General features: G+C 43.3%; 26 protein-coding genes and 2 pseudogenes. 14 read left to right on the top strand and 14 right to left on the bottom strand.

The window, feature by feature from the left end; translation table 11 throughout:
* Positions 1 to 9 precede the first annotated feature (9 nt).
* Positions 10 to 375 carry a winged helix-turn-helix transcriptional regulator gene (locus tag ET33_RS32205; protein WP_036692053.1) on the bottom strand — a complete coding sequence of 122 codons (366 nt, stop codon included), beginning with the start codon at positions 373 to 375 and terminating at the stop codon, positions 10 to 12.
* A 148-nt stretch (positions 376 to 523) separates the two neighbouring features.
* Between ET33_RS32205 and ET33_RS32200 the strand changes: the two genes are divergently transcribed.
* Positions 524 to 1543, top strand: coding sequence for a zinc-binding alcohol dehydrogenase family protein (locus tag ET33_RS32200; protein WP_036692140.1), 1020 nt, complete (start codon positions 524 to 526; stop codon positions 1541 to 1543).
* Between the two features lie 320 nt (positions 1544 to 1863).
* Here the strand turns inward: ET33_RS32200 and ET33_RS32195 are convergent, their stop codons facing one another.
* Positions 1864 to 3204 (bottom strand): helix-turn-helix domain-containing protein, encoded by a 1341-nt coding sequence (locus ET33_RS32195; RefSeq protein ID WP_036692050.1) that lies wholly within the window; start codon positions 3202 to 3204, stop codon positions 1864 to 1866.
* Positions 3205 to 3483: 279 nt separating this feature from the next.
* Between ET33_RS32195 and ET33_RS32190 the strand changes: the two genes are divergently transcribed.
* The 3 genes from ET33_RS32190 to ET33_RS32180 all read left to right on the top strand — a co-directional run bounded on the left by ET33_RS32190 (position 3484) and on the right by ET33_RS32180 (position 5590).
* Positions 3484 to 3717, top strand: a complete 234-nt coding sequence (locus tag ET33_RS32190; RefSeq protein WP_327204075.1) for a helix-turn-helix domain-containing protein — start codon at positions 3484 to 3486, stop codon at positions 3715 to 3717.
* A 228-nt stretch (positions 3718 to 3945) separates the two neighbouring features.
* Positions 3946 to 4521: a sigma-70 family RNA polymerase sigma factor gene (locus ET33_RS32185; protein WP_036692045.1), complete on the top strand. Its 576-nt coding sequence runs from the start codon at positions 3946 to 3948 to the stop codon at positions 4519 to 4521.
* Positions 4511 to 5590, top strand: a complete 1080-nt coding sequence (locus ET33_RS32180) for a hypothetical protein (RefSeq protein WP_200879263.1) — start codon at positions 4511 to 4513, stop codon at positions 5588 to 5590. Before ET33_RS32185 ends, ET33_RS32180 begins: the two co-directional genes overlap by 11 nt.
* A 143-nt stretch (positions 5591 to 5733) precedes the next feature.
* Here ET33_RS32180 and ET33_RS32175 read toward each other — a convergent pair whose 3' ends face one another.
* Positions 5734 to 6198, bottom strand: a complete 465-nt coding sequence (locus tag ET33_RS32175) for an NUDIX hydrolase (protein ID WP_036692135.1) — start codon at positions 6196 to 6198, stop codon at positions 5734 to 5736.
* A 337-nt stretch (positions 6199 to 6535) separates the two neighbouring features.
* On the opposite strand from ET33_RS32175, the gene ET33_RS40835 reads away from it, so the two are divergent.
* From ET33_RS40835 to ET33_RS32155, 4 genes are all read left to right on the top strand, one after another.
* On the top strand, positions 6536 to 7492 hold the full coding sequence (locus ET33_RS40835) for an EamA family transporter (protein WP_456093754.1): 957 nt from the start codon (positions 6536 to 6538) through the stop codon (positions 7490 to 7492).
* A 690-nt stretch (positions 7493 to 8182) separates the two neighbouring features.
* The gene (locus ET33_RS32165; RefSeq protein ID WP_036692042.1) at positions 8183 to 8407 is read left to right on the top strand and encodes a hypothetical protein; all 225 of its coding nucleotides are present in this window, start codon (positions 8183 to 8185) and stop codon (positions 8405 to 8407) included.
* A 206-nt stretch (positions 8408 to 8613) separates the two neighbouring features.
* Positions 8614 to 9282, top strand: coding sequence for an ATP-binding cassette domain-containing protein (locus ET33_RS38075; protein ID WP_081890595.1), 669 nt, complete (start codon positions 8614 to 8616; stop codon positions 9280 to 9282).
* Positions 9283 to 10977: 1695 nt separating this feature from the next.
* Entirely contained in the window at positions 10978 to 11181 is a 204-nt protein-coding gene (locus ET33_RS32155) for a DUF4177 domain-containing protein (RefSeq protein WP_036692035.1), read from the top strand.
* 877 nt (positions 11182 to 12058) lie between these two features.
* Here ET33_RS32155 and ET33_RS40070 read toward each other — a convergent pair.
* Positions 12059 to 12241: pseudogene (locus ET33_RS40070) on the bottom strand (transposase); the annotation flags it as partial.
* 4 nt (positions 12242 to 12245) lie between these two features.
* On the opposite strand from ET33_RS40070, the pseudogene ET33_RS32150 reads away from it, so the two are divergent.
* Positions 12246 to 12551, top strand: a pseudogene (locus tag ET33_RS32150) (IS1634 family transposase); the annotation flags it as partial.
* Positions 12552 to 12553: 2 nt separating this feature from the next.
* Here ET33_RS32150 and ET33_RS32145 read toward each other — a convergent pair.
* On the bottom strand, positions 12554 to 12823 hold the full coding sequence (locus ET33_RS32145) for a hypothetical protein (RefSeq protein WP_036692031.1): 270 nt from the start codon (positions 12821 to 12823) through the stop codon (positions 12554 to 12556).
* 434 nt (positions 12824 to 13257) lie between these two features.
* Between ET33_RS32145 and ET33_RS32140 the strand changes: the two genes are divergently transcribed.
* Positions 13258 to 14127, top strand: a complete 870-nt coding sequence (locus tag ET33_RS32140) for a DMT family transporter (protein ID WP_036692026.1) — start codon at positions 13258 to 13260, stop codon at positions 14125 to 14127.
* A gap of 44 nt (positions 14128 to 14171) precedes the next feature.
* Here the strand turns inward: ET33_RS32140 and ET33_RS32135 are convergent, their stop codons facing one another.
* The 3 genes from ET33_RS32135 to ET33_RS32125 all read right to left on the bottom strand — a co-directional run bounded on the left by ET33_RS32135 (position 14172) and on the right by ET33_RS32125 (position 16275).
* Positions 14172 to 15083: a DMT family transporter gene (locus ET33_RS32135; protein WP_036692022.1), complete on the bottom strand. Its 912-nt coding sequence runs from the start codon at positions 15081 to 15083 to the stop codon at positions 14172 to 14174.
* Positions 15084 to 15147: 64 nt separating this feature from the next.
* The gene (locus ET33_RS32130; RefSeq protein WP_036692021.1) at positions 15148 to 15468 is read right to left on the bottom strand and encodes an ArsR/SmtB family transcription factor; all 321 of its coding nucleotides are present in this window, start codon (positions 15466 to 15468) and stop codon (positions 15148 to 15150) included.
* Positions 15469 to 15555: 87 nt separating this feature from the next.
* Positions 15556 to 16275 (bottom strand): MerR family DNA-binding transcriptional regulator, encoded by a 720-nt coding sequence (locus tag ET33_RS32125; RefSeq protein WP_036692018.1) that lies wholly within the window; start codon positions 16273 to 16275, stop codon positions 15556 to 15558.
* A gap of 153 nt (positions 16276 to 16428) precedes the next feature.
* Here ET33_RS32125 and ET33_RS32120 point away from each other — a divergent pair, with 153 nt between their 5' ends.
* Positions 16429 to 17295: an alpha/beta fold hydrolase gene (locus ET33_RS32120; RefSeq protein WP_036692016.1), complete on the top strand. Its 867-nt coding sequence runs from the start codon at positions 16429 to 16431 to the stop codon at positions 17293 to 17295.
* A gap of 71 nt (positions 17296 to 17366) precedes the next feature.
* A complete protein-coding gene (locus tag ET33_RS32115) occupies positions 17367 to 18062 on the top strand; it encodes a DUF4386 domain-containing protein (RefSeq protein WP_036692012.1) in 696 nt (231 codons plus the stop codon).
* A gap of 11 nt (positions 18063 to 18073) precedes the next feature.
* On the opposite strand, the gene ET33_RS32110 is transcribed toward ET33_RS32115, so the two are convergent.
* The 6 genes from ET33_RS32110 to ET33_RS32085 all read right to left on the bottom strand — a co-directional run bounded on the left by ET33_RS32110 (position 18074) and on the right by ET33_RS32085 (position 24829).
* Positions 18074 to 18655, bottom strand: coding sequence for a Crp/Fnr family transcriptional regulator (locus ET33_RS32110; protein WP_036692009.1), 582 nt, complete (start codon positions 18653 to 18655; stop codon positions 18074 to 18076).
* Positions 18656 to 18805: 150 nt separating this feature from the next.
* Positions 18806 to 20335: an alkyl hydroperoxide reductase subunit F gene (ahpF, locus tag ET33_RS32105; protein WP_036692007.1), complete on the bottom strand. Its 1530-nt coding sequence runs from the start codon at positions 20333 to 20335 to the stop codon at positions 18806 to 18808.
* 13 nt (positions 20336 to 20348) lie between these two features.
* Positions 20349 to 20912, bottom strand: coding sequence for an alkyl hydroperoxide reductase subunit C (gene ahpC, locus ET33_RS32100; protein WP_036692003.1), 564 nt, complete (start codon positions 20910 to 20912; stop codon positions 20349 to 20351).
* Between the two features lie 278 nt (positions 20913 to 21190).
* Positions 21191 to 22690 (bottom strand): malate:quinone oxidoreductase, encoded by a 1500-nt coding sequence (locus ET33_RS32095; RefSeq protein WP_036692001.1) that lies wholly within the window; start codon positions 22688 to 22690, stop codon positions 21191 to 21193.
* Between the two features lie 336 nt (positions 22691 to 23026).
* The gene (locus ET33_RS32090) at positions 23027 to 23917 is read right to left on the bottom strand and encodes a hypothetical protein (protein WP_036691998.1); all 891 of its coding nucleotides are present in this window, start codon (positions 23915 to 23917) and stop codon (positions 23027 to 23029) included.
* A 333-nt stretch (positions 23918 to 24250) separates the two neighbouring features.
* Positions 24251 to 24829, bottom strand: coding sequence for a TMEM175 family protein (locus ET33_RS32085; protein ID WP_036691995.1), 579 nt, complete (start codon positions 24827 to 24829; stop codon positions 24251 to 24253).
* Positions 24830 to 25022: 193 nt separating this feature from the next.
* Here ET33_RS32085 and ET33_RS32080 point away from each other — a divergent pair, with 193 nt between their 5' ends.
* Together ET33_RS32080 and ET33_RS32075 are read left to right on the top strand one after the other, a co-directional pair.
* On the top strand, positions 25023 to 25613 hold the full coding sequence (locus tag ET33_RS32080) for a TetR/AcrR family transcriptional regulator (protein ID WP_036691990.1): 591 nt from the start codon (positions 25023 to 25025) through the stop codon (positions 25611 to 25613).
* Positions 25614 to 25751: 138 nt separating this feature from the next.
* Complete coding sequence (locus tag ET33_RS32075) at positions 25752 to 26918, top strand: MFS transporter (protein WP_036691987.1); 1167 nt, start codon at positions 25752 to 25754, stop codon at positions 26916 to 26918.
* The last annotated feature ends 50 nt before the right edge of the window (positions 26919 to 26968 follow it).

Genomic DNA, 26968 nt, shown 5'->3' with positions numbered 1-26968 from the left:
TACATCTCCTCATAAGTCCGATTGTTCAGCCGCATTCATTTCCAAATGATCACTTGAATTTACTCTTACCTCGTATTGATCTCCCCATTCTTTCATTAGCAAAATAATCGGTTCCAGCGTTCTCCCAAACTCCGTTAACGAATACTCTATCTTAGGCGGTACTTGATTATATATCTTTCGTGAAACAATCCCTTCTCGTTCAAGATCTCTCAATTGGAGCGTAAGGGTATGGTGAGTGACTTGGGGGTAGATCCTTCGGAGCTCGTTGAACCGCTTGGTCCCGCTCAGCAGATGATAAATAATGACCCCCTTCCATTTTCCGCCGATAACACCCAAGGTTGTTTCAACCGGACATTTTTTTATTGGATTTAACATGTAGAACATCCCTTCTAGGTATGGTTTCTGATACTTAATATTATTTATTTGCATACTTTTAGTATATTACTTATTAAAATATAATGAAATGGCTGGCAGGAATTAATACAAGAAGGGATGATATGATTTGAGTAAAACGCCTGAAACGATGAAAGCGGTCGGTTATTATAAGTATCTGCCAATCGAACATCCGGAGAGTCTGTTAGATCTTGAGGTGCTCAAGCCTTCCCCACAAGGACGCGATATTCTCGTTGAAGTAAAAGCCATCTCGGTCAACCCGGCCGATCCGATCGTACGCGCCTACGATAATAAAGTTGGAGAGCCTCCGTATATCCTTGGTTGGGATGTAGCTGGAGTCGTCGTGCAAGTCGGGCCGGAATGCACGCTGTTTCGGCCGGGAGATGGGGTATTTTATGCAGGGAGCCTCATTCGGCCGGGAGGCAACAGCGAATTTCATGTGGTGGACGAGCGGATCGTCGGAAGAAAGCCGTCGACACTGGATTTTGCCAATGCCGCATCCTTGCCGTTAACAACGATTACGGCTTGGGAGAGTCTTTTTGATCGGCTTCTCATTTCCCAGAATCCTGAAGCAAACCGGAACAAATCGATTCTGATGATCGGCGCCGCGGGAGGCGTAGGGTCTATCGCCTTGCAGCTTGCCAAGCTGGCTGGACTTACCGTCATCGGAACGGCTTCCCGACCTGAATCGATTCAATGGGTCAAGGAGCTGGGAGCGGATTTTGTGATCAATCATTACGAGCCCTTTCTCCCGCAATTGCAGAAGATCGGCTTCGACCATGTCGATTATATCTTCTGCATGAACAATACGGATCAACATTGGAACAACATGAAGGAAGTTATTTCACCGCAAGGGAAAATCTGTCTTATCGTGGAAAATGAAGCACCCATTGCACTGGGCTTGTTGAAGAGCAAGAGTGTTACGGTGGTCTGGGAGACGATGTTTACGAGGTCGACTTTTCAGACCGAGGACATCGAAGAACAGCATCGTTTGCTGAATCGGTTAGCGGAGCTTGTCGATGAGGGAAAAATTCGCACCGCGGTTACTGAGCGAATGTCGCCAATTAACGCTGCGAACTTGAAGCTTGCCCATGCCAAGATCGAATCCGGACAAGCCATCGGCAAAATCGTATTGGAACATTTCAATTAAGCTATCTGGACCAACATGGCGACTTGGACAATCTACATCGGCCGCCATGTTGGTTAACTACCTTCCAGAAAACGAATTATTCGCTCACTTTCCAAACTTACAAATAATGGGCGCATGGAGTTTATGAAGAATTTTATTGACATAAAAAAAGCATTCTGCTTTGTGCAGAATGCCTCAAGGTATGGGTGTTAATTATTCAAAATGTTATTCTGTTCCATGGTCAAGCAGCTTGATTACCGCGCCAGCACTTGGACCTGGCACAAAAGACCCGACTGTACCAAATAGCCCCAAGGCGATAACCAGGGCCAGGAAATAAGCCTTCATTCTAAATACACCTCCTCTCTCACGCCCATGGCTGACCGATACATTTTCAATTGCTGAACTGAGGCCCGTTCTCGATAAGATTCAAATAACGTGACACATTGAAAACCATCTTCATACTTTTTCATATCGTTGGCTAAGGAAAGACAATGTAATGTCTCATCAAGTCCCTCTCGAATTCGGCCATGCCTGAACTCATAAATAGCTTTGTGATACCTGTATCGAAGATGTCGTTCTGAAAGAATCGGATCATGATTAAATAAATCGAAACGTTCAATAGAGCCGGAAAAACGCGCCAGCACATGATCAACATTGTACTCATATGTATTCGCTGACGTAATGATAGCATTCAATCCGGCCACAACGTCATTTAACCGGTTAAGGCCTGCTAGATAGTCGGCATATTCATTAATAATGCCTTTGTTTCCAGACAATACTTCAAGCGTGTATAAATTCGCTTTCCCCCAAATCTTAAACTGTTCCACTTCTTTTTGGCCAGATTCATCGAGAGGATCTGGCCATTCTAAATTCATGTAGTTAAGCACATATTCTTTCGCTCGATCATATACCCCTCGTCTTTCCAGCACAGCTCCTTTATACAAGAGTCCCTTACCGTAATAATACACGGGATGCCGTTTAGGCGCTACCTCATCATCACCGCATAGAACAGTACTTAGCTCCACCAGCTCGCCCGCATATTCTTCAACCTCGCTCCACTTTTTCAACGAGTAACAAACTCTCGCTAATTGAAACAACGCATCCAAACGATAGCCCTCCGGCAACCGGTTTCGAAACAGATCAAACCGGATAACAGCCTTCCAATTCTTCTCCGCATCCGTACCTTGCGTGACCGTAAATAACCGGTAGTGACTCATCGCCAGCATTTCGGAAAAGCTGTCTTTGACGTTCTCCACAACAATTTCATAAAAGCGTTCCGATTCTTTATGTTTTCCCTTATTGAATAGCTTCTCTGCCGCAGCAAAGATGATTTGCACGTTTTTTGGGTTATCAAGAATTTTAGATACGACCGCATCAATACAATCGTTTCTACCAACCTCGGCACATCGTACCAAATACGGAACTAACCGCGGCCGGGACAATTTATCTTCGGAGATACATTCTTCCGTGTACAGCTCATACAACCATCCGGGCACCTTTCCGAAAACTTTGGCCAGGGCATCCAGTTGGTTGATCGTCATTGATCGGGAAATGCCATTCAAGGCCATGCTTAGATTACCTGTGTTAATCCCAGAGAGCTCCGCCAATTGATTGATATTATAACCATGCAGCTTCATTTGGTCTTCAATTTCCCAACGCAAAGAGCGATTAACGACCCGCACGAAAAAACCAACCTCCCCTAAGAATATAAAACAATATTACCACAATATTCCATAATAATAAAATAAAAAAATTACATTTGTTAAAATGACAAGATTGTTGTTTACATATAGTAAAACTCGATCCTTCTATACCCTTCGGCCACTCTTGAAAGATCTAGCTGTTTTTGCATAGGATGGAGGTTACGAAAGGGGCATCAACACGAAAAAATTAACCTTTGGTGAATCTATCCAAAGTCCCCCCCTTTTATTTGGTTCTCAAAGTGTTTATCATAAGAATAAATGCCGATAAGGGAGCTTCAAACCATTGAAATGAAATTAGTCGACGCGCGGAAACAAAAGCAATTATCCCAAGAAAAAATAAGCCGGATCATAAATGTATCATTGAAGCACTATCAAAACATTGAGTACGGCATTACGATACCAACTGTCACCATAGCTTTGCATATTTGCGAAGTTCTTGAGATCGATCCGCGAGAGGTTGACGAATGGAAAGATAGACGGCAGCCATTCTAAAATGCCCAGAAAGACTGAATGTGTATTACCGAAATAGTTAAAAAGCCGGGTTTTCCTACTCTAAGGAATCCGGCTTTTGTTTTATTCTCGTAGTGGACGTAATGATTGTAGTCTTCCTGATCGATGGCCGCCGACACTCAGCCGTTTGCAAAAAAATAAAGAACCGAACCTTTTTTCGATACAGAGACAATATAGGGTGTAAGCTGCTTACTCAGGAGGGCCCTCTGAATGCAAAGTGAATATATGTACCACCTACTCATAAAAATGAAAGATGGTGATCAACAGGCGTTTCAAACGATGTATGATGCCACCTATCGGGACGTTTACCGGACCGTCTCCTTTCTGGTGGATCATCAGCAGGATCGGGAAGATGTCATGAACGAAATCTATATGCAAATGTGGAACTCACTTGCCAACTACGATACGAACCGTCCTTTCCACTTCTGGCTGCACGGCTTGGTCATCCGCCAGGTGCAGAGATTTCGGGTCAAGAGCTGGAGGAGATTCCGAATTTTTGAACGCATCCGTATCTTCTCTCGGGAAGAGCATCATTGGGATGAGCCCACTGTGATCATGGAGGGGACGAACCAAGAGATATCGCAGGCAATCCAAAAACTGACCGACAAACAGCGAACAGTGATTATCCTCCGCTTTTTTCACGACTATACTCTTGAGGAAATCGCGACATTGCTCGGTATTCCGCTGGGTACAGTCAAGTCCAGATATCATGCTGGCCTCCAGGCGCTTCGAAAAAACATAGGGAATCTCCCCATGGAAAGGATGGAAAAGAACAATGCCTATTGAACGAAAAATCCGTGAACATCTACTCAAAGAGGCAGAAACGATGGAGTGCCCGCCGGCCATTTCCAAACGAATAGAACAATCGTATTCTCAATATTTGCAACGAAAAAGGAGCGAAAAAACCATGAAAAAACGATTAATTGGCGGAATAGTTGCTGCTGCGATTTTGATTCCGACCGCAGCATTTGCGGCCCCTCCCCTGATTGACATGCTTACTAGAAAACCAATGACTGCTGAACAAGTCAAGGTGGACGAGGTTGGCAAAGCAACGCTTGAGAAGCTGTATAGCGCACTTCCCGAAACAAAATCGTTTGAGATTATCGATGCAAGCTACCTTGGAGACTCCACGAATTCAACCAATACGAAAACGATCCAACAAAGCATCGTACTGCAGGAAAAAGGAGGAACCGGCAAAAAGATTACCCTTCATACCAACGGTATTATGGGTGAGATTGAAGACTTGACTCAAGAGAATTGGGAGCCTAGGGAGAAGCCGCTCATTACTTTAACCGATCAGCAAATCAAGGCGAAGGTAAATTCTCTCATTGATAAAATGTATGGCCACCTCAAAGAGTACGATGTTGCTATGGAGCAAATGGAGAACCCGGATCAAAAAACGTTTATGTTGAATTACACCAAGAAGGGATCAAAAACACCGTTCTACCAGGTATTTGTTCAGGGCAATACAATCAGTGTTGGGGTGGTCGGAGGTGAGACTACACCTTCATTCAATAAAGTAGAAGGTTATTTCTCCAAAAATGGCAAGCCTGATTATTTTGCTGATGACTTTTTAAACGATGAAAAGCTGTTTTCGTTACTAAAAATGAGCCCGACCGATTTAAAACAAGAATTAGCAAAAGGTAAATCTGTTGTGGAGGTTGCAGCATCTAAAAATGTCTCTAAACAACAAGTGATTGATGTGATTGCAAAAACACAGGTTGAGAAGCAGTTTCAAGGTGAACAAAATGGAGCAACTCTAAGCAATCGTGCCAAGGAACAAATGATGAAAGCTGTTGAACCAAAAGTATTACAGGTTATTGAACACAAAACTGAAACACCATTGAAGAAATAGCAAGTCAAGGCGCATGAGGTTAATAGGAGTACAATAACCTCAACTCTGAACGGTGACCCGTAGGATGGAACACTTCAAAAAAGTGGCCCTCCTGCGGGTCATTTATGTTTTAATCAAAAGTACGAATGGACAGAACGTAGCGGCTAGCGCAATAAGGTATTGTTTTTTGCGAGAAAGCGTTCGAGTATGACACGATGGCTTTTAACCAGTTCGGGAACCTCTTGAAGATCGAAAAATTTAAGATCCAACGATTCCGCATCGTTAATAAAAGGCTGACCCGTAAAGCTTCTGGTTGAATACGCAATGGTTACGACATAAAATTCGTCCCCATTCGGAGCCTTGATAAAATTTTGCGGTCCCGAAAACACATCAATGAGTTCTAGCTCCCCGATCGTGATACCCGCTTCCTCTAGCAGTTCACGACGAGCCGTATCCTCCGCGGTTTCCCCTAACTCCATGAGACCTCCGGGGATTCCCCATGCCCCAAACGGATGTTTGCGTTGTTGAAGCAAGATTCTATCATTGCTGTCCTGAACAATAACTACAGAACCGACAAAAATTAAAGGCCGATGTCCTACAAGGCTTCGCAATTCCTCAATATATCCCATTCTAGCACCCCCGTACACCAAGATGTAACCTTCCTCCATATCTTAGCATAAATTGACTCTTAAAGTCTTTTTTGCCACGGAAGATAACTGACTGCAGCTTTCCGGGTACTTGTCTTAGCTATATAATAAGCTTATTACATGCATTGGCTATACATTGTGGAGGAGGGAAAACGATGTATAACTTTATTGCCCCGCCCGTAGTACCTCAACAGTAGAATCTGCTGTCAAGGTACTTCCATGAGGTTTGCGGTCCTTTTCCGTAGATTCTACTGTATGCATGCGCAGACGACATTTCCAAGGTCGCCCCATCATATTTAGTAGAAAGCGGGAAAAGTAAGTGAGAGAAAAAATCTATTTCATTTTGTCGATGCTCATCTTCGGTGCAGTCGGCGTTTTTGCCAAGTATATTGATCTGGCTGCAAGCGAAATCGCTTTATTCATGAGCCTGATCGGCAGCTTGTTTTTGTTCATTATCTGCATCGGCACCAAGCAGAATATTTCGTGGCAAACCATGAAAAAGAATGCTCCTGTACTGCTGCTCTCCAGCATCGCCTTGAGTGGAAATTGGATCTTTCTTTTTCAGTCCTATAAGGAAACCACTATCGCGAATGCCGCTTTAAGCTATTATTTTGCTCCTGTTTTGGTTATTGTCCTATCGCCTATTGTGCTGAAAGAGAAGCTTTCGCTCAAAAAAGCGATATGCGTCGGCACGGCTCTCTTGGGATTGCTTTTGATTATACAGAGCGGCGGAAATGAAGGCGCCGGGCATCATCTGCTCGGGATCGTCTATGGCCTGATTGCGGCAGCTTTCTATGCCATCCTGACTTTGACCAACAAATTTATCCGAAGCATGAATGGGCTGGAAAGCACGCTCTCCCAGCTTTTATTATCGTCGGTATGGCTTATCCCTTACGTTCTGATGACCGAGGGATTCGAACTATTTCGGATTTCGGGGAACTCCATGGTCCTCATTTTTGATCTTGGGGGTACTGCATACCGGAGTAGGATTTTACCTGTTTTTTTCCGGAATGAGAGGGCTGGAAGGCCAAAGTATCGCTGTATTAAGCTATATAGATCCTGTGGCTTCCTTATTGATCTCCGCATTTGTTATCGGCGAAAAAATGACCTTCGTTCAAATGCTGGGCGCTGTCCTGTTACTGGGATCAACGGAATTCTACGATCAGAAAGAACCGAAGGAAAGCCACACAAAGTAGCTTTAGTCGCATGTGCAAACAAGTTGGTTCATTGGGTTTACGCCATCTTAAATTCCAAAAAGACATTCCGAACTGTTTAGCACATCAACATTGGAAGAACCTTCCAAAGCGAGGTGAATTGGAGGGTTATTTGTATGCCTACTTTTTTACTATACCACATGAATTAACGTAACCTGCTGGAAATGTTGAAAGCTATTAGCTGTATAGTTTGATGAAAATTTTTCCAATTACTGATCATCCAACACAGCCGAGCCGTTGTACTTAAGCTGGCAAAAAACTTTGCCAACCGGTACGCATGAAGCGCATCGAGGCGAGAGTGGCCCTACTGGATGATGATTCCCATAATCTAACATACAAACCGCGCAGCCTCTTGAATGGGGAAGGGGAAGAACTACCCGCAATTTATGAAATGGACTCTATTACGCTGGGAAATACCCTTCTTTTTACAGTGTACATGACGCTCGTTTTATGGACGACCCTTGCTACAAAGCTCTTTCGAAATTTCGGTTCAATTCTATTGGTTTCTTCAGAGTGCTTAAAGCTCATTTTACTGACATCTAAACACACTGTATCGTAGATGGAATATGTCGAGCACTGATTTTGGTTTTTAGCCCCTAATATCGTACATTTTTTTACTTTTTTTGTGTCGTTTTGATATTTTTCAACCTAATATAACCTTATTAGTTAGAAAATATTTGACATGCCATAAATTGTATATTATAGTTAATTTAGGACAGTAGTTTTGTAATAAAATAGGAGGATTTCTAGTAATGCCCCAAATATTCATTACTGTAGCTAGAATTCTAGTTGAAGTTTGGAACAAGATCCCTGGGTTTTGGCAAGGTGTTATTGCCGGTATTACAGGAAATGCAATCTATGATTTCATTAAAAATGCTGATTGGTCTGGATTTGCAAATTGGCTCTATCAAAACAGCAGCTTACCGTACATTGAGGCAATTTATAAAATCCTTCAAAATTTAGGTTTGGCCCCATAATAACTGTCTATTTCTCATTAGTATACGTGCAAGGTATACTAAATCAAATTTAAGGTTACAAAACTACTGTCCCCCTCTAGCTACTGTTACAGAATACACTCCTAAAGATGAAGGCGATTAATAATGCGGATTTTTTTCTCATGACCTTATCTCCTAAATCATTCCACGCCATTTAAAACCGTCATAATTTTAAGAAGGAGCATTCAATGATATCCAGTAACATAGTATTAAAGGCAAATTCATTAACTAAAATTATTGAAAATAAAATTATTTTAAATCAAGTTAGTTTCGAAATTTTAAATAATGAGATTTTTGTTTTGATAGGTTCAAATGGTGTAGGTAAAAGTGTTTTGATTAGATGTTTGTTAGGATTGGAAACAATAAGTGAGGGCACAGTAGAAATAAATGGATCTTTAAATAGAGATCGATTATTTTTAAGAAGACAAACAGGATTAGTGGCTTCTGATCATATTGATCACCTTAATCTATTAACACCGTCTGAATATTTCGAATTTATAATTAATATTTTTCAAATACCTAGTAATTACGCAATAAATTTTATAGATCAAACATCAAGAAAATTATTTGTGGAGCCACATTTAAAAACACCTATTGTAAATTTGTCTTTTGGAACAAGAAAAAAAATACAATTGCTGGGAGTATTATTGTATCAACCAAAAATTTTATTTTGTGATGAAATATTCGAGGGATTAGATAGTAAATCAGTAACTAATATTTTGGAAATTATTAAAAATTATGTTCAAAATAATTGTTCTGTTTTTTTAACTACTCATATTTCCTCTCTCGCAAAGGAAATATCAGATAAGTACTGCGTTCTGGAAAATGGATGTATTACTAATGCATCATGGGAATAAACTATTACCCCGTTATCAATAAAATAGTGCTTACGAAAGTGGTATTCACCCTATCCAATTATAGTTTCCTGAAAAATGTTGAATAAACAATAGTGAAAATTTTTATTTAGAGAAGTTTGCTTCTTTGGTTGTCAGAATCGAGGAATATAAAATGAGAAAATACTCATTGATCGGTACATACAAGAAATTCTTTGATGAAAAAACCAGTATAATATCCAAAATTATAACCATATTAGTATTGGCTGTTTTTTTATATTTCTTAATCGGCACAATTGGTTTGCTCTTTATGTTTTATTTTCCTGCTACTATTTTCTTTTTGTATATGATAGTGGCGTTGCTAAGTGACCCATATTCAAATAATCTTTCAAAATTTTTATCTTTTACGAAGTATTTTCCTATTAGTTCCAAAAAAATAATTTACTATCACTATATTTATCGCTGTTGGAATACCGATCAAATTATTACGCAAGTGTTTTTCATGTGCATACTCTTATTTTTAAGAATACCAATTTATTGCATATTGATTTTTTTCATACGTCTCCACCTAGCAATGTTTATACCTCAAATGGTTGAATATATTGTTTATTTCATAAAAACCAACATACGTTATCAATTCTTTTTGCAAGTTATTATAATATGTATTTCCTTGATAACTATCCGAGTAAAAATACCTTTAATTTTTAACAACTATAACATGACCACATTTTCCTATCAAATAGATTTTGTACTATTGTTTGTTACAGTATTATTATTTATAATTTCACTAGTAGTTATAAACAGTATATTACGTACAAATGAAAGGCGAGTAAATAATAATCTTGTAATAAACAATATTTTAATATTAATTAATAAATTCATTTTTTTACTTTTTAAATTTTTAAATAAAGATTCGTATATTATAATACTTCTTAATAAAATATATCTTCGCGACTATACTTTGGTTTCTAAATTTGGAAGAATAATGTTGGCAACAATTTTGATTTATATTTACGGTTTAATAAATAAAACCAATCTATACAGTAGTACATCTTGGTTACTAGGTTTATTCTTTTTTTCTGAATTTCGCTTGATTAGTTTCTTTGATAAGGATGTACTTCTAAAATATTTTCCACTCACAGATAAAAGACTAAAAATATCAGTTGATCTTGCTAGTGGTAGTCTATACTTGATTTTTTCATTTTTATTAATTTCATTACAATATATTATTTTACAGTATTCATTGAGTAACTATTTCCTTGAGGTCTGGTCTGTTGTCGGATGTTATTTATTAATGATCATCTTGCCATCTAAGCATGACTTTACTAAATTCAAAAAAACAATTATACAAATAATATATTCTATTTTATCCTTAGTATTGATACTTCTAAATCAAAAATTTGTATATTTTTCACCCTTTATTTATGCTCTTTTGATAGTATATTATATGAAAGCTACTAATAAGCTTCGCTGAGTTAGCGGGTCTACCTTTATTGGGGATTGTATAATAAATTTACTCAAGTAAACTATAGTGATTTAAAATAAGCAGACAGGGAGGAAACGAATGAAGAAATGGATCTTATATTCTCTAGGAGCAATTACAGTAACTATTATATGGCGTCTAGTTATTTTTATTTTGAATAAGTCATCCTACTAGAAGAATCATAAACCATGAATCTTATTCATAATTAAGAAAACTACGGGGAGGAAAATAACAAAATGTATGAGTACAAATTTGTTAAAATAGATCTAAAACTATTTGGTAACACACCAAAACAAGAATATCATGAAATAATTGAAAATCACGCAAAGGAAGGTTGGCGTTTAGTTCAAATTTTTGCACCTGGAACGTCAACTTATGGAGCAGCATCATATTTTGAAATAATTTTTGAAAAAGCGATTATACTAAAAAAAGAAGAATAGTATTAATGAAGTAGTGAGGAAGAAAGGATAAAATTGTAACGAAAAGCACTTAAGGATTGAATAGCATACGATGTGTTTGTTTCATTATGTGTAAAAAACAAACTATTATCGTAAATTTAAACGACTTTACACATCTATAAAGTAATGTACATACAACAATTAAGACAAGGATTTGTCGGGCAAGAAATACCTTTAAAAACAATGCTACTCTCTTGAATCTACGTCTTGTTTCTGATTGTCCATGCGTCAACAAAACAATAAGCAACCATTGTTTGCTCACATTCTTTCATAGTCATATTGTTCTATCGTGAACAAAGGAGGGCAGGCTTAAGCCTGCCCGTAATACAGGTTTGGCACCATAATAATTGCCTATTTCATAAGTACATGTGCAAGATATACTTATGAATTTTTTCTGATTTTAACACAAAGCTGAATGCCTTGCAATTAAAAATTTCGAATAAATTAAGATCATTATTAGGATTGACGCCTATTATCATTGAGCTCTTTCTTAACATGCGCCATGACTATTCCAGCCAAACGAATCCGTTAGCAATAGCTTCGACGGCTTCTTCAGAATTTCAATATTGAAGATTGTCGACAATAGGACCTTAACAGCGTCAAGCAGGGTGACAACATCGTTTAGTAGGGCTTGCTGAACGGGTCAGAATTTATGGCGATAAAGGTAAGCGGAATACTAATTTTGTTTGCATCTTTTGTCTCCCCCTTTGTGTAGAAGAAGATATGGGCTCTTCGCCACTAGCGATGCTACGAGCGTAAATTAGCCAATATGAATTTTCAGAAACTCTTTGAAAATCGGACAAGGGAATTGGTTCAGATGCGAGCGATGCGTGGCTCCATACTGTTGCCAATTCTTTTCTTATTTCAAGGCAAAGTTCAATTTACCTGCCAGGATGTATACCATGGCGATGATGTTCTTGTCAGAGCGGTAACCACGCGCCTTATGTTTGGCCGCTTGGAATAAGCTATTCACTCCTTCAAGCAGACCATTCGTCAGTTTAGATGAAAGCCATCAAACAACACCATCGTAGTGGTTTTGCAGCTAAAAAGCATTCGGAAATCTGAAGGAGCGTCTGAACTTTCGTCGGATGGAGGTTTCCTCTGAGCGCAGTCTGGACGGAAAGCTGTTTGTTGAATTCGTGGCACTGATCTATCTGTCGTACATCAAAAAGGACATGCGCGAGAAAAAGCTCTTCCAGCGCTATACGATGCAAAGACTGCGCGATGAACTGGACTTTATCGAGTGCTACGAACGGTCTGGGCAGGATTTAAAATTCGGATTCGGAGAGATCACCAGACGCCAAATTGAACTTTATGAAGCGCTGGAAATCTCAGCGCCTGCCTCGTTATAATTTTACTGGGGATTTAGGATTTCCAGCCATTCTTTAATCATCAACACAGAGTCATTTTTATATTCGCCTATATAAATGTCTTTGCCTTTTTTATGGCCATAAACCTCATCTACACGGTTCTCGTCATTGTTCTTACCCGTCGGGATGAGAATGTCCTTCAAGTGTTTTGGAATCGGATATCCCGCCTCTAATTTATTTTTATCGCTTACTTCAATAAGAACCGCTTTGCTTCTTGGGAAAAGATATAATTGGGCATATCTTTCTTCAACCATTGTGTTTCACCCTTTTTTCCAAGTGAATCATTCTTTAACATTTTTACTTTTATGAATTTAGCCATGGTGCCCTCCATATTCGTACATTATTTGAAAACTGTTTATCGTAAATTTTTGGAAATACATTCAATACCCATATCTTAGCATAAATTGACTCTTAAAGTCTTTTTAGCCACGGAAGATAACTGACCTGCAGCTTTCCGGGTACTTGTCTTAGCTATATAATAAGCTTATTACATCATTGGCTGTACATTGTGGAGGAGGGAAAACGATGTATAACTTTATTGCCCCGCCCGTAGTACCTCAACAGTAGAATCTGCTGTCAAGGTACTTCCATGAGGTTTGCGGTCCTTTTCCGTAGATTCTACTGTATGCATGCGCAGACGACATTTCCTAAGTCGCCCCATCATATTAGTAGAAAGCGGGAAAAGTAAGTGAGAGAAAAAATCTATTTCATTTTGTCGATGCTCATCTTCGGTGCAGTCGGCGTTTTTGCCAAGTATATTGATCTGGCTGCAAGCGAAATCGCTTTATTCATGAGCCTGATCGGCAGCTTGTTTTTGTTCATCATCTGCATCGGCACCAAGCAGAATATTTCGTGGCAAACCATGAAAAAGAATGCTCCTATACTGCTGCTCTCCAGCATCGCCTTGAGTGGAAATTGGATCTTTCTTTTTCAGTCTTATAAGGAAACCACTATCGCGAATGCCGCTTTAAGCTATTATTTTGCTCCTGTTTTGGTTATTGTCCTATCGCCTATTGTGCTGAAAGAGAAGCTTTCGCTCAAAAAAGCGATATGCGTTGGCACGGCTCTCTTGGGATTGCTTTTGATTGTACAGAGCGGCGGAAATGAAGGCGCCGGGCATCATCTGCTCGGGATCGTCTATGGCCTGATTGCGGCAGCTTTCTATGCCATCCTGACTTTGACCAACAAATTTATCCGAAGCATGAATGGGCTGGAAAGCACGCTCTCCCAGCTTTTATTATCATCGGTATGGCTTATCCCTTACGTTCTGATGACCGAGGGATTCGAACTATTTCGGATTTCGGGGAACTCCATGGTCCTCATTTTGATCTTGGGGGTACTGCATACAGGGGTAGGATTTTACCTGTTTTTCTCCGGAATGAGAGGGCTGGAAGGCCAAAGTATCGCTGTATTAAGCTATATAGATCCTGTGGCTTCCTTATTGATCTCCGCATTTGTTATCGGCGAAAGGATGACCTTCGTTCAAATGCTGGGCGCTGTCCTGTTGCTGGGATCAACGTTCATAAGCGAAGCAAGCAGGAATAAAAAGTCTGTCTAGCGCAGACAAAGGAAAACTCTTCTCTACGAGCTGGCGCCCGCACTTTAGCGGTCGTCAGCTTTTTTAGCAGTAGCCATGCCAACTCCAGCCAACACCATGGCCATTCCGAGCACTTGCTGCCATGTCATCGTTGTGTCATATAGTACGACAGAGAACAAGGTCGTCACAATGGGCGTCAGATTCAAGTACATGCTAGCCCGGCTCGCCCCAATCTGTTCAACCCCTTTATTAAAGATAACATAGCCGATCAGCGTACCGAATAGGACCATATATAGTATTTCCAGCCACCCTTGATAGGATAGATATGGAACTTTTGCCCATCCCCCTTCAACCAACGAGCTGCCCCCAAGGAACACCGAGCCGATGAAAGTCATCAGAGTCGTTGCCAATAGCGGGGATACTTCCTTCATGACTGCTTTTCCAAGCAAACCATAGATAACGCCACAAGCCAACGCGGCAAAAAACAAAAGGTCTCCCACATTAAAGGATAGGGTGCTAAACGTATGGAAAGACCCTTTCGTAATGACAATGACCACGCCAACCAGCGATAAAACCAAGCTAAGTCCTGTCCTCCCGCTCCACGCTTCCTTCAAGAAGAACACGGCCCCTACCGTAACAAAAACAGGCATGGTCGCGATGATCAACGATCCATTAATCGCAGACGTATATTTCAGACCCAAAAAGAATAAAGCATTATAGCCAAAAATGCCGGTTAACGATACAAAAAGCAGTCCCTTCCATCTTTGCTTTAACACGGACATGTTCCATTCCGATTTCAAAGTGACGACCAGCATTAACAACAAGCCAGCGAGGGCAAAACGAAGGGTCGCAGCGACAAGCGGCGGAATTTCCGACACGACATGCTCCGCCATCGAGAAAGATCCACCCCAAAATAAAGGTACAGCCAGCATCAGCCAATAAATGCCCTTCCACGGTTTACTGCTATGGCTCTTCATAACCATCCTCCTATCATCACAATGTTTATATGTTTAAAAATTTAAACATAAATTTCAAAAAAAATTATATCCCTGTTTCAATCGCTGTAATGAGGTTTTTAATTTTGACCAGGAAGTCACCCGAGCTTATCGAATAAAACTTCTCATTCCCATTCCTGTCGAAGGAAATCAAGCCGGCTTGTCTCAATATTTTCAAGTGATGCGAAACGGCCGGTCTGGAAATTGCCATCTGATCGGTGATTTGATTGACGTTCAGGCTGCCGTGCTCCAGCAGGAGCATAATAATATGCTGCCGATTCTCATCGCCTAGGGCTTGAAAAACCGACGTCGTTAATTGGAATGTTTCCAACACACGCTCTCTGTTTTGACAATTCGAGACTTCCATCGCAACCACCCTTATATGTTTAAGCTTTTAAACACATTTATTATGGCCCCAAGCGCTTATTTTGTCAAACGAAAACCATTTAGACGATCAGGTAACGTCCTTCTCTATTTTGTAAAAATCGATATATTTCATGATTTCCGCGATTCCCGCGAATTTCATGGTAAGCTGCTGGTTTAAATTTTGGAGCGCAAGCTGAAACGATCGATCTATTTTGGAATAACTATGTAAGTCCAAATCATGTAAAAGCTGCTTCATATTTTCAATATAATAGATGGTTTTTCTTAAGCTGCTTATGACCAATATTTTTCTTAATTCAGGTACAGTAAAGATCCTGTATCCATTGTCTTTATCTCTTTCGGAGCGAATCAGCCCCTCTTTCTCCCAATGTCTGATCGCGGAAGTGTTTATTCCGGCAATTTCCGCTACCTTTCCAATGGACATCGCATTCGTTATGTTAACATTTCTATACGTGGTAAAATCGGCGTTTTTGATCATGGCAAGTATTTCTTCCACTCGTTGCTTTTCTTCTTGAATTTGATGCAGCTGCTGATTCACTAACCAAAGGCCATGAATGATATCTCCATTCTTAATTTTTCTCATAACATCATAAACAACGGGAATCTCATATCCCTTCAATAAGGAGCGAATCGTCATAAAAGCTTGAAAATGAATGGGCATGTAGGTTCTATGATTTCCTGCGGTTCTCGGCACATCAGGAACTAATCCCTGCTCTTCATATCTCCTCAACGTGGTCGTACTGACGTTTAGTACATTTGCAATTTGTGTAGGCGTATAGGTTTTTTGCACCTTCCCACTCCTTATCCTTGAAGTGAAACCTTCAAGTGCTACGTTAACACAAAATCATCAAATGAGTACATCCTTGGCTGTTTCACCCTGAGAAACCGAAAGATTGCATGAATGTTGTATGGTAGTAGTATAAACGGCTTAGGAGTGATGATCATGAAAAAAATCGTAGAATTACATGACGGTTCAACCTTGGAGGTTGGACTAACCGGAAATCCTTCCGGCAAGGTCATTATGCTGCCGGTAGCGAAAAAATCGGTTTACGGCCAGGAAGCTGACAGCTTGAAATTGTGGGGCGTAGATCCTGAATTGGGAAAAAATTTTGTCGAAGGACTTTCCGACACGTTTCAAGTTATGTATTTTGACTATGAAGGTCACCTATTTGAACATCCCCAACCGGATAGTCTCACCCCAGAAAATATGGCACAAGATCTCTTACGCATAGCTGACGAAATGAATGTACGGAAATTCAGTTATTATGGCTACTCCTGGTTGGCTTTGGTCGGATTGCAGTTGGCGATCAAAACAAACCGGCTGGAAAGTCTGATTATGGGCGGATACCCGCCGTATGAAGGACCCTATAAAGAAATGTTAGCCGTAACGGAAAAAACTTACGAGCAAGCAATCAATCATCAAAGCATCCCTGAATATCCACACGAACAACATACTAGCCCTGAGGAAATCGATTGGAATAACATCCAGGTGAAAATCGATCCCAGTCAAACGAAACAATTTTTCACGATGTATCAGAGCTTAATGGATTTCGACGACAAAAAAATTCAAGACAGATTGAACTTCCCTAAACTGGCTTTCGCAGGTGAAAAAGATACCATTGTGTATGGCGAGAACTTTGGAAGCGTCACGGTGGATATCATCGGTTTATTGCAAAAAAATGTAAAACAATTGCAATCCTTCGGGTGGGACGTCGAAATTTTGAAAGGAAACGACATGGATCATACCAAAGCCATGCAGCCTACGAGCGTCTTGCCCTTGATAAAACCTTGGTTAATGAAGCATTCTTGACTTAAGTCAATGACCGGCCAACCTCCTCCTAATACAATGAAAATAAATCATGTCATCTAGGAGGCTATCTTATGGCTGAGCGAAAATCTGCTTTAACCGCGGGCATATCCCTTATCATCATGGCGCTTGTCTCATTTTTTTCCTACGGATTTGTCCATGGAAGCCTTGTCGTGAAAGGCGATGCCGGCGCCACATTTAACAACATCGTAACATCGAACAGCCTGTTCAAAGCCGAAATTGTGGGATGGGTCATCATCCTGATCAGTGACATTGTCGTCGCATGGGCTCTCTATATCTTCCTAAAGCCCATGAATAAAAACCTTTCCTTGCTCGGCGCATGGCTTCGTCTTACCTATTCAGCTATATTGGGAATGGCCATCCTGAACTTGATCGTGGTGCTGCATCTCTCAGGGCCTGGAACTTATTTAGCCTTATTTCAAACCGAACAAATTCAATCCCTTATGATGCTATTTCTTGAGGCATTCGAATCGATTTGGTCCATTGGTTTGATCGTATTTGGCGGGCATCTATTGATTATAGGCTATGTGGCTTTGAAATCCGGCAGCATTCCTAAAGTGATCGGCATTTTATTGCTGCTTGCTTCCATAGGCTATATGGTTGTTCACCTAAGCAAAACGTTTCTTCCCCAATATGACGGGGCTATTGCCATACTTAATCTTGTATTTGCTATCCCCATGATTGCCGGAGAACTGGGCTTTGGGATATGGCTTCTGCTCAGAGGAGGAAAACTCCCAAAAAGCGCATGACAGCTTTCTTATCATTCGCTGGTATGAATTCGTTTCTTGATTCTGCTTAGTGACTCTGGAGTCATACCAAGATAACTCGCCAACTGATGCTGAGGTACACGGTTGACCAGATGAGGTCTTTTTCGCAATAGCGCTTTGTAACGTTCTTCGGGTGTCGAAGCGATAAATGAAGTCCATTCGTCTTGTACCTCGCCCAGGTTTTCTTCCACCATCTTGCGTATCATGGTCTCCAGTTGGGAATGTTTGTGAAACATATCCTTTTCCGCATCAAGATCGCCAACAACCAACACACAGTCTTCCAGACAAGTTAAAGTGTACGCAGATGGCTTATTTTGTTGATGACGATTAAAAATCGAGGCCGCTTGCTCTTCCGTGTAGAAATTGGATGTGACTTCTTTTCCCGATTCGTCTATCGCGTACTGCCTTACACATCCCTTCAGCACGAAATAACATTTTGTGGGGACATCCCCTTGTCTAAGGAGCACGGTTCCCTTCTTGTATTCCTCCATAAGGATATCTTCAGCGATCGCCTGTTGTTCCTCATCGTTAAGAGAGGTAAATTTAGTCATCAACTTGAACAATATGCTTTTCATGTTTCGTTCCTTTCCTCTCATGATAGCCGAATCCCCAATATATATTATAAACCTGTATTGATAAATTTGTTCAAAGTAGCTTACAATTCACCACTATAAGCAAAAAAGCCCCTAAGACAGGGGCTCTTTCAGAGTTTACGTAAGTTTAATTTAATTTCGTATGAGATAATCGAATGCGCCCAAGGCTGCGTTTGCGCCCGATCCCATGGAAATGATGATCTGCTTATAAGGACTATTGGTGCAGTCGCCTGCCGCAAACACACCGGGGACGTTCGTAGCGCCATGAAGGTCTACGACGATCTCGCCGAAGCGTGTGCGTTCAACCGTATCCGCTAACCAATCGGTATTGGGAACAAGTCCGATCTGAACAAACACGCCCTGCAATTCGACATGATGCTCCGCTCCCGAATCGCGGTCGACATACGTAATCCCGTTGACTTTGTCCGTGCCGGTAATCTCTTTCGTTTGAACGTTCTTGAGCACCGTCACGTTCGGGAGACTGTACAGTCGCTTCTGCAGGACGGCATCGGCTTTCAGCTCAGGCATGAACTCCAGCACCGTCACGTGCTTCACGATGCCTGCAAGATCAATGGCTGCCTCGATGCCGGAATTGCCGCCGCCGATCACGGCTACGTCTTTCCCTGTAAACAAGGGACCGTCACAGTGAGGGCAGTAGGCTACGCCTTTGTTCTTGAACTCTGCTTCGCCGGGAACGCCCACATTGCGCCAGCGCGCACCGGTGGAGACAATGACGGTCTTGCTCCTTAGCACAGCACCGTTTTCGAGCTCGACTTCGATGAGATCCTTCTTCTCCAAACGCTTGGCGCGTTGGAGCTTCATCACGTCGATGCCGTATTCTTTGACATGCTCCTCAAGGCTCGCCACAAGCTTGGGACCTTCGGTGTATTTGACGCTGATGAAGTTCTCGATGCCCATGGTATCCATGACCTGACCGCCGAAGCGTTCGGCGACAATCCCGGTACGAATGCCTTTACGTGCCGCATAGATCGCCGCGCTGGCGCCGGCGGGACCTCCGCCGACGACAAGCACGTCGTACGGCTCCTTGTTCGCAAATTCGGATGCGTCGGGAGCCGTCCCCAGCTTGGCGAGAATCTCTTCAAGCGACATTCGACCACTGCCGAAAAATTCGCCATTGAGGTAAACGGATGGCACCGCCATGACGTTTTTGCTCTCGACCTCAGCTTTGTACGCCGCACCGTCGATCATCGTATGCGAGATGCCAGGGTTTAGGACGCTCATGACGTTCAGTGCCTGCACGACGTCGGGACAATTGTGACAGCTCAGGCTGACGTAGGTCTCGAAGCGATATTCGCCGCGGATGTTCTTGATCTGATCGATGAGGTGCTGTTCCACCTTGGGCGGCCTTCCGCTCGCTTGCAGCAGCGCAAGCACCAAGGAAGTGAACTCATGTCCTAAGGGGATGCCGGCAAAAGCAATCCCCGTCTCTTCCCCCGCGCGGTTCACATGGAAGCTCGGCGTTCGGGACAATTCGGTTCTCTCCACCGTGATTTTGGAGGATAAGCCGGCGATTTCATCCACCAGCTCCAGCATTTCATGGGATACGGCATCGGACCCCGCACTCACTTGGATCTGCACATCGCCTTCCATGAGCTGCAGGTATTGACTTAGTTGTTCTCTAATATCTGCGTCCAGTGCCATAAGTTTTCACTCCTTAGATCTTTCCGACAAGATCGAGGCTCGGCTTCAGGGTTGCGGAACCTTCTTGCCATTTCGCAGGGCACACTTCGCCCGGGTTGTTCCGAACATATTGGGCAGCTTTGATCTTATTCACCAGAATGCTTGCATCGCGACCGATACCGCCTGCATTGATCTCAACAGCTTGAATCACGCCGTCCGGATCGATAATGAACGTACCACGATCCGCCAGACCGTCAGCTTCGATCAACACGTCGAAATTGCGGGAAATCGTATGCGAAGGATCGCCGATCATGATATAAGTGATTTTGCCGATTGTCTCGGAGCTATCGTGCCATGCTTTATGCGTAAAGTGAGTATCCGTGGAAACGGAGTATACTTCAACGCCGAGGCCTTTCAACGTTTCGTATTGGTTTTGCAGATCCTCAAGCTCCGTCGGGCATACGAACGTGAAGTCAGCCGGGTAGAAGCAAACGACGCTCCATTTTCCTTTGAAATCAGCTTCCGTAACATCGATAAACTTGCCGTTGTGATAAGCCGATGCTTTGAATGGTTTTACTTCTGTTCCGATAAGAGACATACTGATTTTTCCTCCTTAAATTTGGGTTGAATTTTCGCTTATGTATAAATAATAACGCAAATCGCCCTTTTGATCATGAAGCTACGATGAGGATATTATGAAGGTATGATGAAGATCGTTAGGCTAGACCAAGCGTAGCAAAGTACCTTTTCAAGCCCGTTGCAAGTTTTCCCAAAATCATCTGCCTTTATTCATTGCGAAAGACGGTAGTCAAAGCAAAAAGGCCTTAATCCCGTGGATTCGGAACGAAGGCCGCTTAGCTTATTTTATGGTATCGTCTATATGGCAGGTTGCAGTTCCTTGCTTAAACCAAGCGTCCGCCCTGTCGAAGTATGAATTTCTTCGATAAGCTCCGGGTTTTTCAGCAGTGACACGCCGTAAGAAGGAATCATTTCCTTTATTTTCGGTTCCCACGCTTTTAATTGCTGCGGGAAGCATCGTTTTACTAATTCAAGCATAACGGAAACGGCAGTCGAAGCTCCCGGAGAAGCGCCGAGCAATGCAGCGATCGAGCCATCAGCGGCACTAATCACTTCCGTACCGAATTGAAGCGTTCCTTTGCCGGCAGCCGTATCTTTGATCACTTGCACACGTTGGCCCGCTACTACCATACCCCAATCCTCGCTTTTGGCGTTCGGGATAAACTCGCGCAACTCTTCCATACGCTGTTCTTTCGATAACATCACTTGCTGGATCAGGTATTTCGTCAATGGAACGTTTTTGGCGCCTGCCGCCAACATCGTAAAGACATTATTCGGCTTTACGGAACCTATCAAATCAAACATGGAGCCAGTCTTCAAAAACTTAGGTGAGAAGCCGGCAAACGGTCCAAAGAGCAGCGATTTTTTATTGTCGATAAATCTTGTGTCCAGATGCGGAACAGACATTGGAGGAGCGCCAACCTTGGCTTTACCGTATACTTTGGCATGGTGCTGCTCGACAACATCCGGATTATTGCACACCATAAATAGTCCGCTAACCGGGAATCCTCCAATATGTTTCCCTTCAGGGATACCGGATTTTTGCAGTAAAGGCAAGCTTCCTCCACCGCCGCCGATAAAGACGAATTTCGCCGTATGGTGCTCGACGGTACCGTTATCGACATTCCGCACTTTCAATTCCCACGAGCCGTCGCTAGCACGTTTAATATCATCTACACTATGTTTGAATTTGATATCGACGTTCTTGCTCTTTAAGTGATCAAACAATATACGCGTTAAAGCGCCAAAGTTGACATCCGTTCCGGATTCGATTCTTGTGGCCGCCATAGGTTCATTCATAGTCCGGCCTTCCATAATCAACGGAATCCATTCCATCAGTTTTCCCGGGTCATCGGAAAATTCCATCCCTTGAAACAGAGGATTGTCAGACATCGCTTCAAAACGTTTTTTCAAAAACGTTACATTTTCTTCCCCTTGCACCAAACTCAAATGGGGCAATGGCATGATAAAATCCTGCGGATTGCGAATCAGATTGCTTTTTACAAGATAAGACCAAAACTGCTTTGAAACCTGATACTCTTCGTTAATTTTGATCGCTTTGCTAATATCTATGGACCCGTCCTGTTTTTCGACGGTGTAGTTAAGCTCGCACAGTGCAGCATGCCCCGTTCCCGCATTATTCCATTCGTTAGAGCTTTCCTCTCCTGCGGTTGCGAGCTTCTCAAAAACTGTAATGTTCCAGTCCGGTACTAATTCCTTCAGCAGCGTTCCTAAAGTCGCACTCATGATTCCAGCACCAATTAAGATAACGTCTGTTTTGGTTTGTCTGTTACTCATTTTAACCGTCCTTACGCGCTATTATTTGAAGAAAAGATGTGGGCACTCTTGCTTTAGGCTCCACAGCAAGCTAGGGCGCGACCTAGTCACACCCTTTTCTGGATCAATTATAACCTGTCATTCTTAAATCAAGATTAATATATCTACTATTATATGATAGTTGCCTGCTATTTAAAAGCCGGAAAATTTCAGTGATTGCAGTTAAGAAGTGAGAAATCACCCATAAAACCCTAGGAATACACAAAAAACCAAGGCCTTAACCCGGCTGCTTGCCAGGGTCTTGGCTTTGGTTTGCTGTTTTGGGTACCGATCTCCATGCTGATTTTGGAAGCATCGCTACGCCTGATTTCGTTTATCCGCATAACTGTTCTTGAGCGGTTCATACCACCAATCGAGAAACTGGCCCCATCCCTGTTCCGCAAGCCTGTCGTCCAGCATTTCGAACCCTGTCTGGAACTCCTCCTCGGCAGGCAATCGGGTGAGACCGTAATCGTTGTTGTATTCGTAAGCGCGAGTTTCAATGATCAGACTCCGTATCGCTTGAAAATGCGGATTTGCCATCACCGCTTGGGCACTGTAGCCGTCCTGCGGCATGCCGCTCTCCATATGTCCGGCTTGCCAGGCCTTATCCATCGCATTCAAGATAGCATAGGCAGCCATGAGAGGATACCAGATGCTGATCAGAAACTTCTCATTCTGCTTGCGCGCTTCCGACAGCGTCATGCTGATGATCTCTTCCAAAGGAATTTCCCGGGGAGGTTCCGCATCTTTGCCGGTCAATTTCCCTACGTCCACCGACATCTGCCAAAGCTCACTGCCCGCATCAAAATATATCATGCCGACATTCTGCAGATGATCCGGTATCTGGTCCAAATATTGACCTCCCCAAGCTTCCATCGGATGGCAGTAGATGCCTACCTCACGATTGGTCTCCCAGTTCCACTCGCGGTCGGGATGACGCAGCAGGAACTCCTGTTTTCTCAACCCGTCAAAGTACGCCTTATGCCGCTCGTACTCGGGGTGCTCCGTTACCGGAAACGCATAGGTATACCTATGCTTCACCAAAGACGCAAGAACGTGAAAATGTTGAAACGAAGCGTCCCATCTTCCCACAAAACGAGCTAGGGAATCGTAAATGGAGCGCATATCCAATGTCGCGCTGAGGGGACTTTCATCCAATACAAGAACAACGCCATCGACAGCGCCTTCAATTTCGTGCATACCCATCCATGCCTCAACCTTTCTATTAGTAAGTTCTACGAAACCAGTTCCCCGCCATCATCTCTTTTTGATCGCGCTCGCACAAGATACGTACAAGGTTGGAAATGGCTCCGTTGCTCTCACGGTCCTTCTCCGTGAGAAAGCTTTCAATAAGGGCTCTCGTAGAGTCTATTTCATTCTAACGGATCGCCTGAAATTCGTCACCCGCCATTAGGCCTTCCCGCGGCTGCTTCTTCAAACCGCTCAAGACGGGTTAAATGCGATCCTGTAGATGGCTGTTCCAATGTTCAAAAAAAGCTCTTCGAAGCCCGCTTATACGCGAGAATCGAAGAGCTATTCTTACTGGCCTCTCAGAGCATGCTCGATTCGCTTATCCGGTACGAACCAGATGACAGCAACGAGTACGAAAAAGAAGCACGATATCCAAGGACTCACATAGGCGGTCAACACCGCGGTCAAGTAGAGAAAAGGAGATAATTTCACCTTCCAGTCTTTGCCCATCGATACGACGAAGGAGGAATCGCCGGAATGCTGTTTAATAATCGCGCGCTGAAGCAGCCGGTACGAGAACGCCGATAGCAGCAGAATAATGCCGTACAACGCCGTTGGAGTGGATGCAAAATGGCTTTCCCCCATCCAAGCTGTCGTGAACGGTATAAGAGATAGCCAGAAGAGCAGCAGCAGGTTAAGCCACATCAACCGCCCATGCACCGTTCGAACCATGTGCAGCAGGTGATGATGATTATTCCAGTAGATGCCGATATATACGAAACTGAAGATGTAGCTGAGAATTTTCGGGCCAAGTCCGATTAGCGCATACCAGTCATGGCCTGCCGGTAATTTGAATTCCAGCACCATGATCGTAATGATAATCGCCAACACGCCATCGCTGAACGCTTCCATCCGGTTCGCTTTCATAAGGTTCACCTTTTCTCGCTTCTCGCGCTCGTTTAGCCTTTTCGACACCAGTAACTTTGCATAAAACCATACATCTTGTCAAGCTAAACTCTCGCGCACCCGAACAGTATCCGCTTCAAGCTTATATTTGACAGATCAGTACAAAATTATTATGATGTTTTTATTAGATTGTGCAGGAAGGGAGTGGAATGAGGTGAGTAAAAGCGGAAGACCGCGGGAGTTTAAAGATACCGCCGTTATCGATGCGGCTATGGAATTATTCTGGGAAAATGGCTACGAAGCTTGCTCGACAGAGGATCTGTGCAAACAAACCGGTCTTGGAAGAGGAAGCTTATACAATGCCTACGGAAGTAAGCACGAGCTTTATGAACAAGCCCTCTTGCGTTACCATGAGACCGGCATCCAAGCCCAGATTGAGATTCTTAACCGGCAAGGACCTGTAAAAGACCGGCTTCGTGTTTTGCTCAATTGGGCGATCCAAGAGGACTTTTCAAACGAGAATCGAAGAGGCTGCCTATTGATCAATGCTGCCATGGAGCGCGCGCAAAGAGATCCGGCGGTCGAACGCCTATTCAAACGACACGTGGATTTGCTGGAGCAGGCTCTACAACAGGCGATTGAGACAGGGCAGATGTCGGGAGAAATCTCGCGGACACATCCGGCTTCGGATTTAGCCCACCTCTTTCTAAGTAATTATTATGGACTCCGGGTACTCAATGCCGCTGCTCAGAATCGTGACAGGGCTGTTCAAATGGCCAAAGCAACGTTGGAAGTCTTGTTCTAACGTTGCACTTTTTTACGGCTAATTTTGTACTGATTAATAAAAAAGTAAGAGCGTCTGAACCGGAGCTCCGTAGAAGCATTACCACACCTAATTTTGTACTAACCATTACAATTTGTTCGAGAACCGGAGGTTATTCATATGCCGTTTGCTATTTATGTACTGGGAATGATGATCTTTTCCATGACCACTGCCGAATTCACGGTGGCTGGAATTATGACTTCGTTATCGAAGGAATTTGACGTATCCATTGCTTCCGTCGGATACCTTATATCCGCTTATGCTGCGGGGATGATTGTGGGGGGTCCTTTGTTAGCGATTGGTTTATCCAAAGTGTCGAAGAAGCGGGCTTTCTTATGGATTTCGGCCATATTCCTCTTCGGTCAAACACTTGGCGCGTTAGCCATCGGTTATGAGATGATGATGGTTGCCCGGATCATTACCGGCGTTTCCTCCGCTGCTTGCTTCGGCGTTTCGCTTGGCATTTGCTTCGACTTCGTCAGTCCTCAGTATCGCGGTCGTGCCGCATCCATCGTCCTTGGCGGTTTAATGGTGGCTACCGCGCTCGGCTTGCCCGTGGCGATGCTCTTCAACCAATACTTCGGATGGCGCTCCAGTTTTTGGGCGGTTGTCGTACTGGTTTTGCTGTCTGGCCTTTTGGGCATGAAAGTGATCCCCGCCGCATCCAAGCCGGAGTCCGTTAGTTTGCGCGGTGAACTGGCGAGTTTCAAAAATCCAAATCTATGGGCTGCCTATGCGACCAGCCTTCTCATTATCGGCGCGACGTTTGCCACATTCAGTTATTTCGCACCTATTCTTACCGACCTCTCCGGCTTCGACACAGCGACGATTCCGCTTCTGTTAGGGATATACGGCATGGCGACCGTCGCAGGAAACCTGGTTACCGGCAGACTTGCCGATCGGTATATGATGCCAACCTTAACCATGGGATTGATGCTCTTGACTGCGGCGCTGATGATGTTCGGAATCTATGCCCACAGTCCGTACGTTTCTGTCATTGCTGTCATTCTGATTGGACTAACGGGAGTGACCCTGAATCCCGCGATGTCGACCCGCATCACCCGAGTTGCAGGGACCGGCACGCTGGTTACGACCGTTCACGGATCCGTTATTAGCCTCGGCGTCGTCGCTGGCTCTTCCATCGGAGGACTGACCATCGACGCAGGATACGGACTCCGTTCTCCGTTATGGGTAGGCTTCGTTCTGGCGATTCTGGGCTTGATTTCATTGCTGCCTTACTTCAAGAGAGCTGGAGCGCCAGCCATCGCGGTGAAGAGCAAGTGTTAATTTTTCCATCGATAAATGTGAAGGAGCTTGTCGCGGCGTGACAGCTCCTA

The organism is Paenibacillus tyrphae (assembly GCF_000722545.1).
GTDB lineage: Bacteria > Bacillota > Bacilli > Paenibacillales > NBRC-103111 > Paenibacillus_G > Paenibacillus_G tyrfis.
Note: the sequence above shows the minus strand (reverse complement) of the source record. Positions and strands in the feature narration are given on the sequence as shown.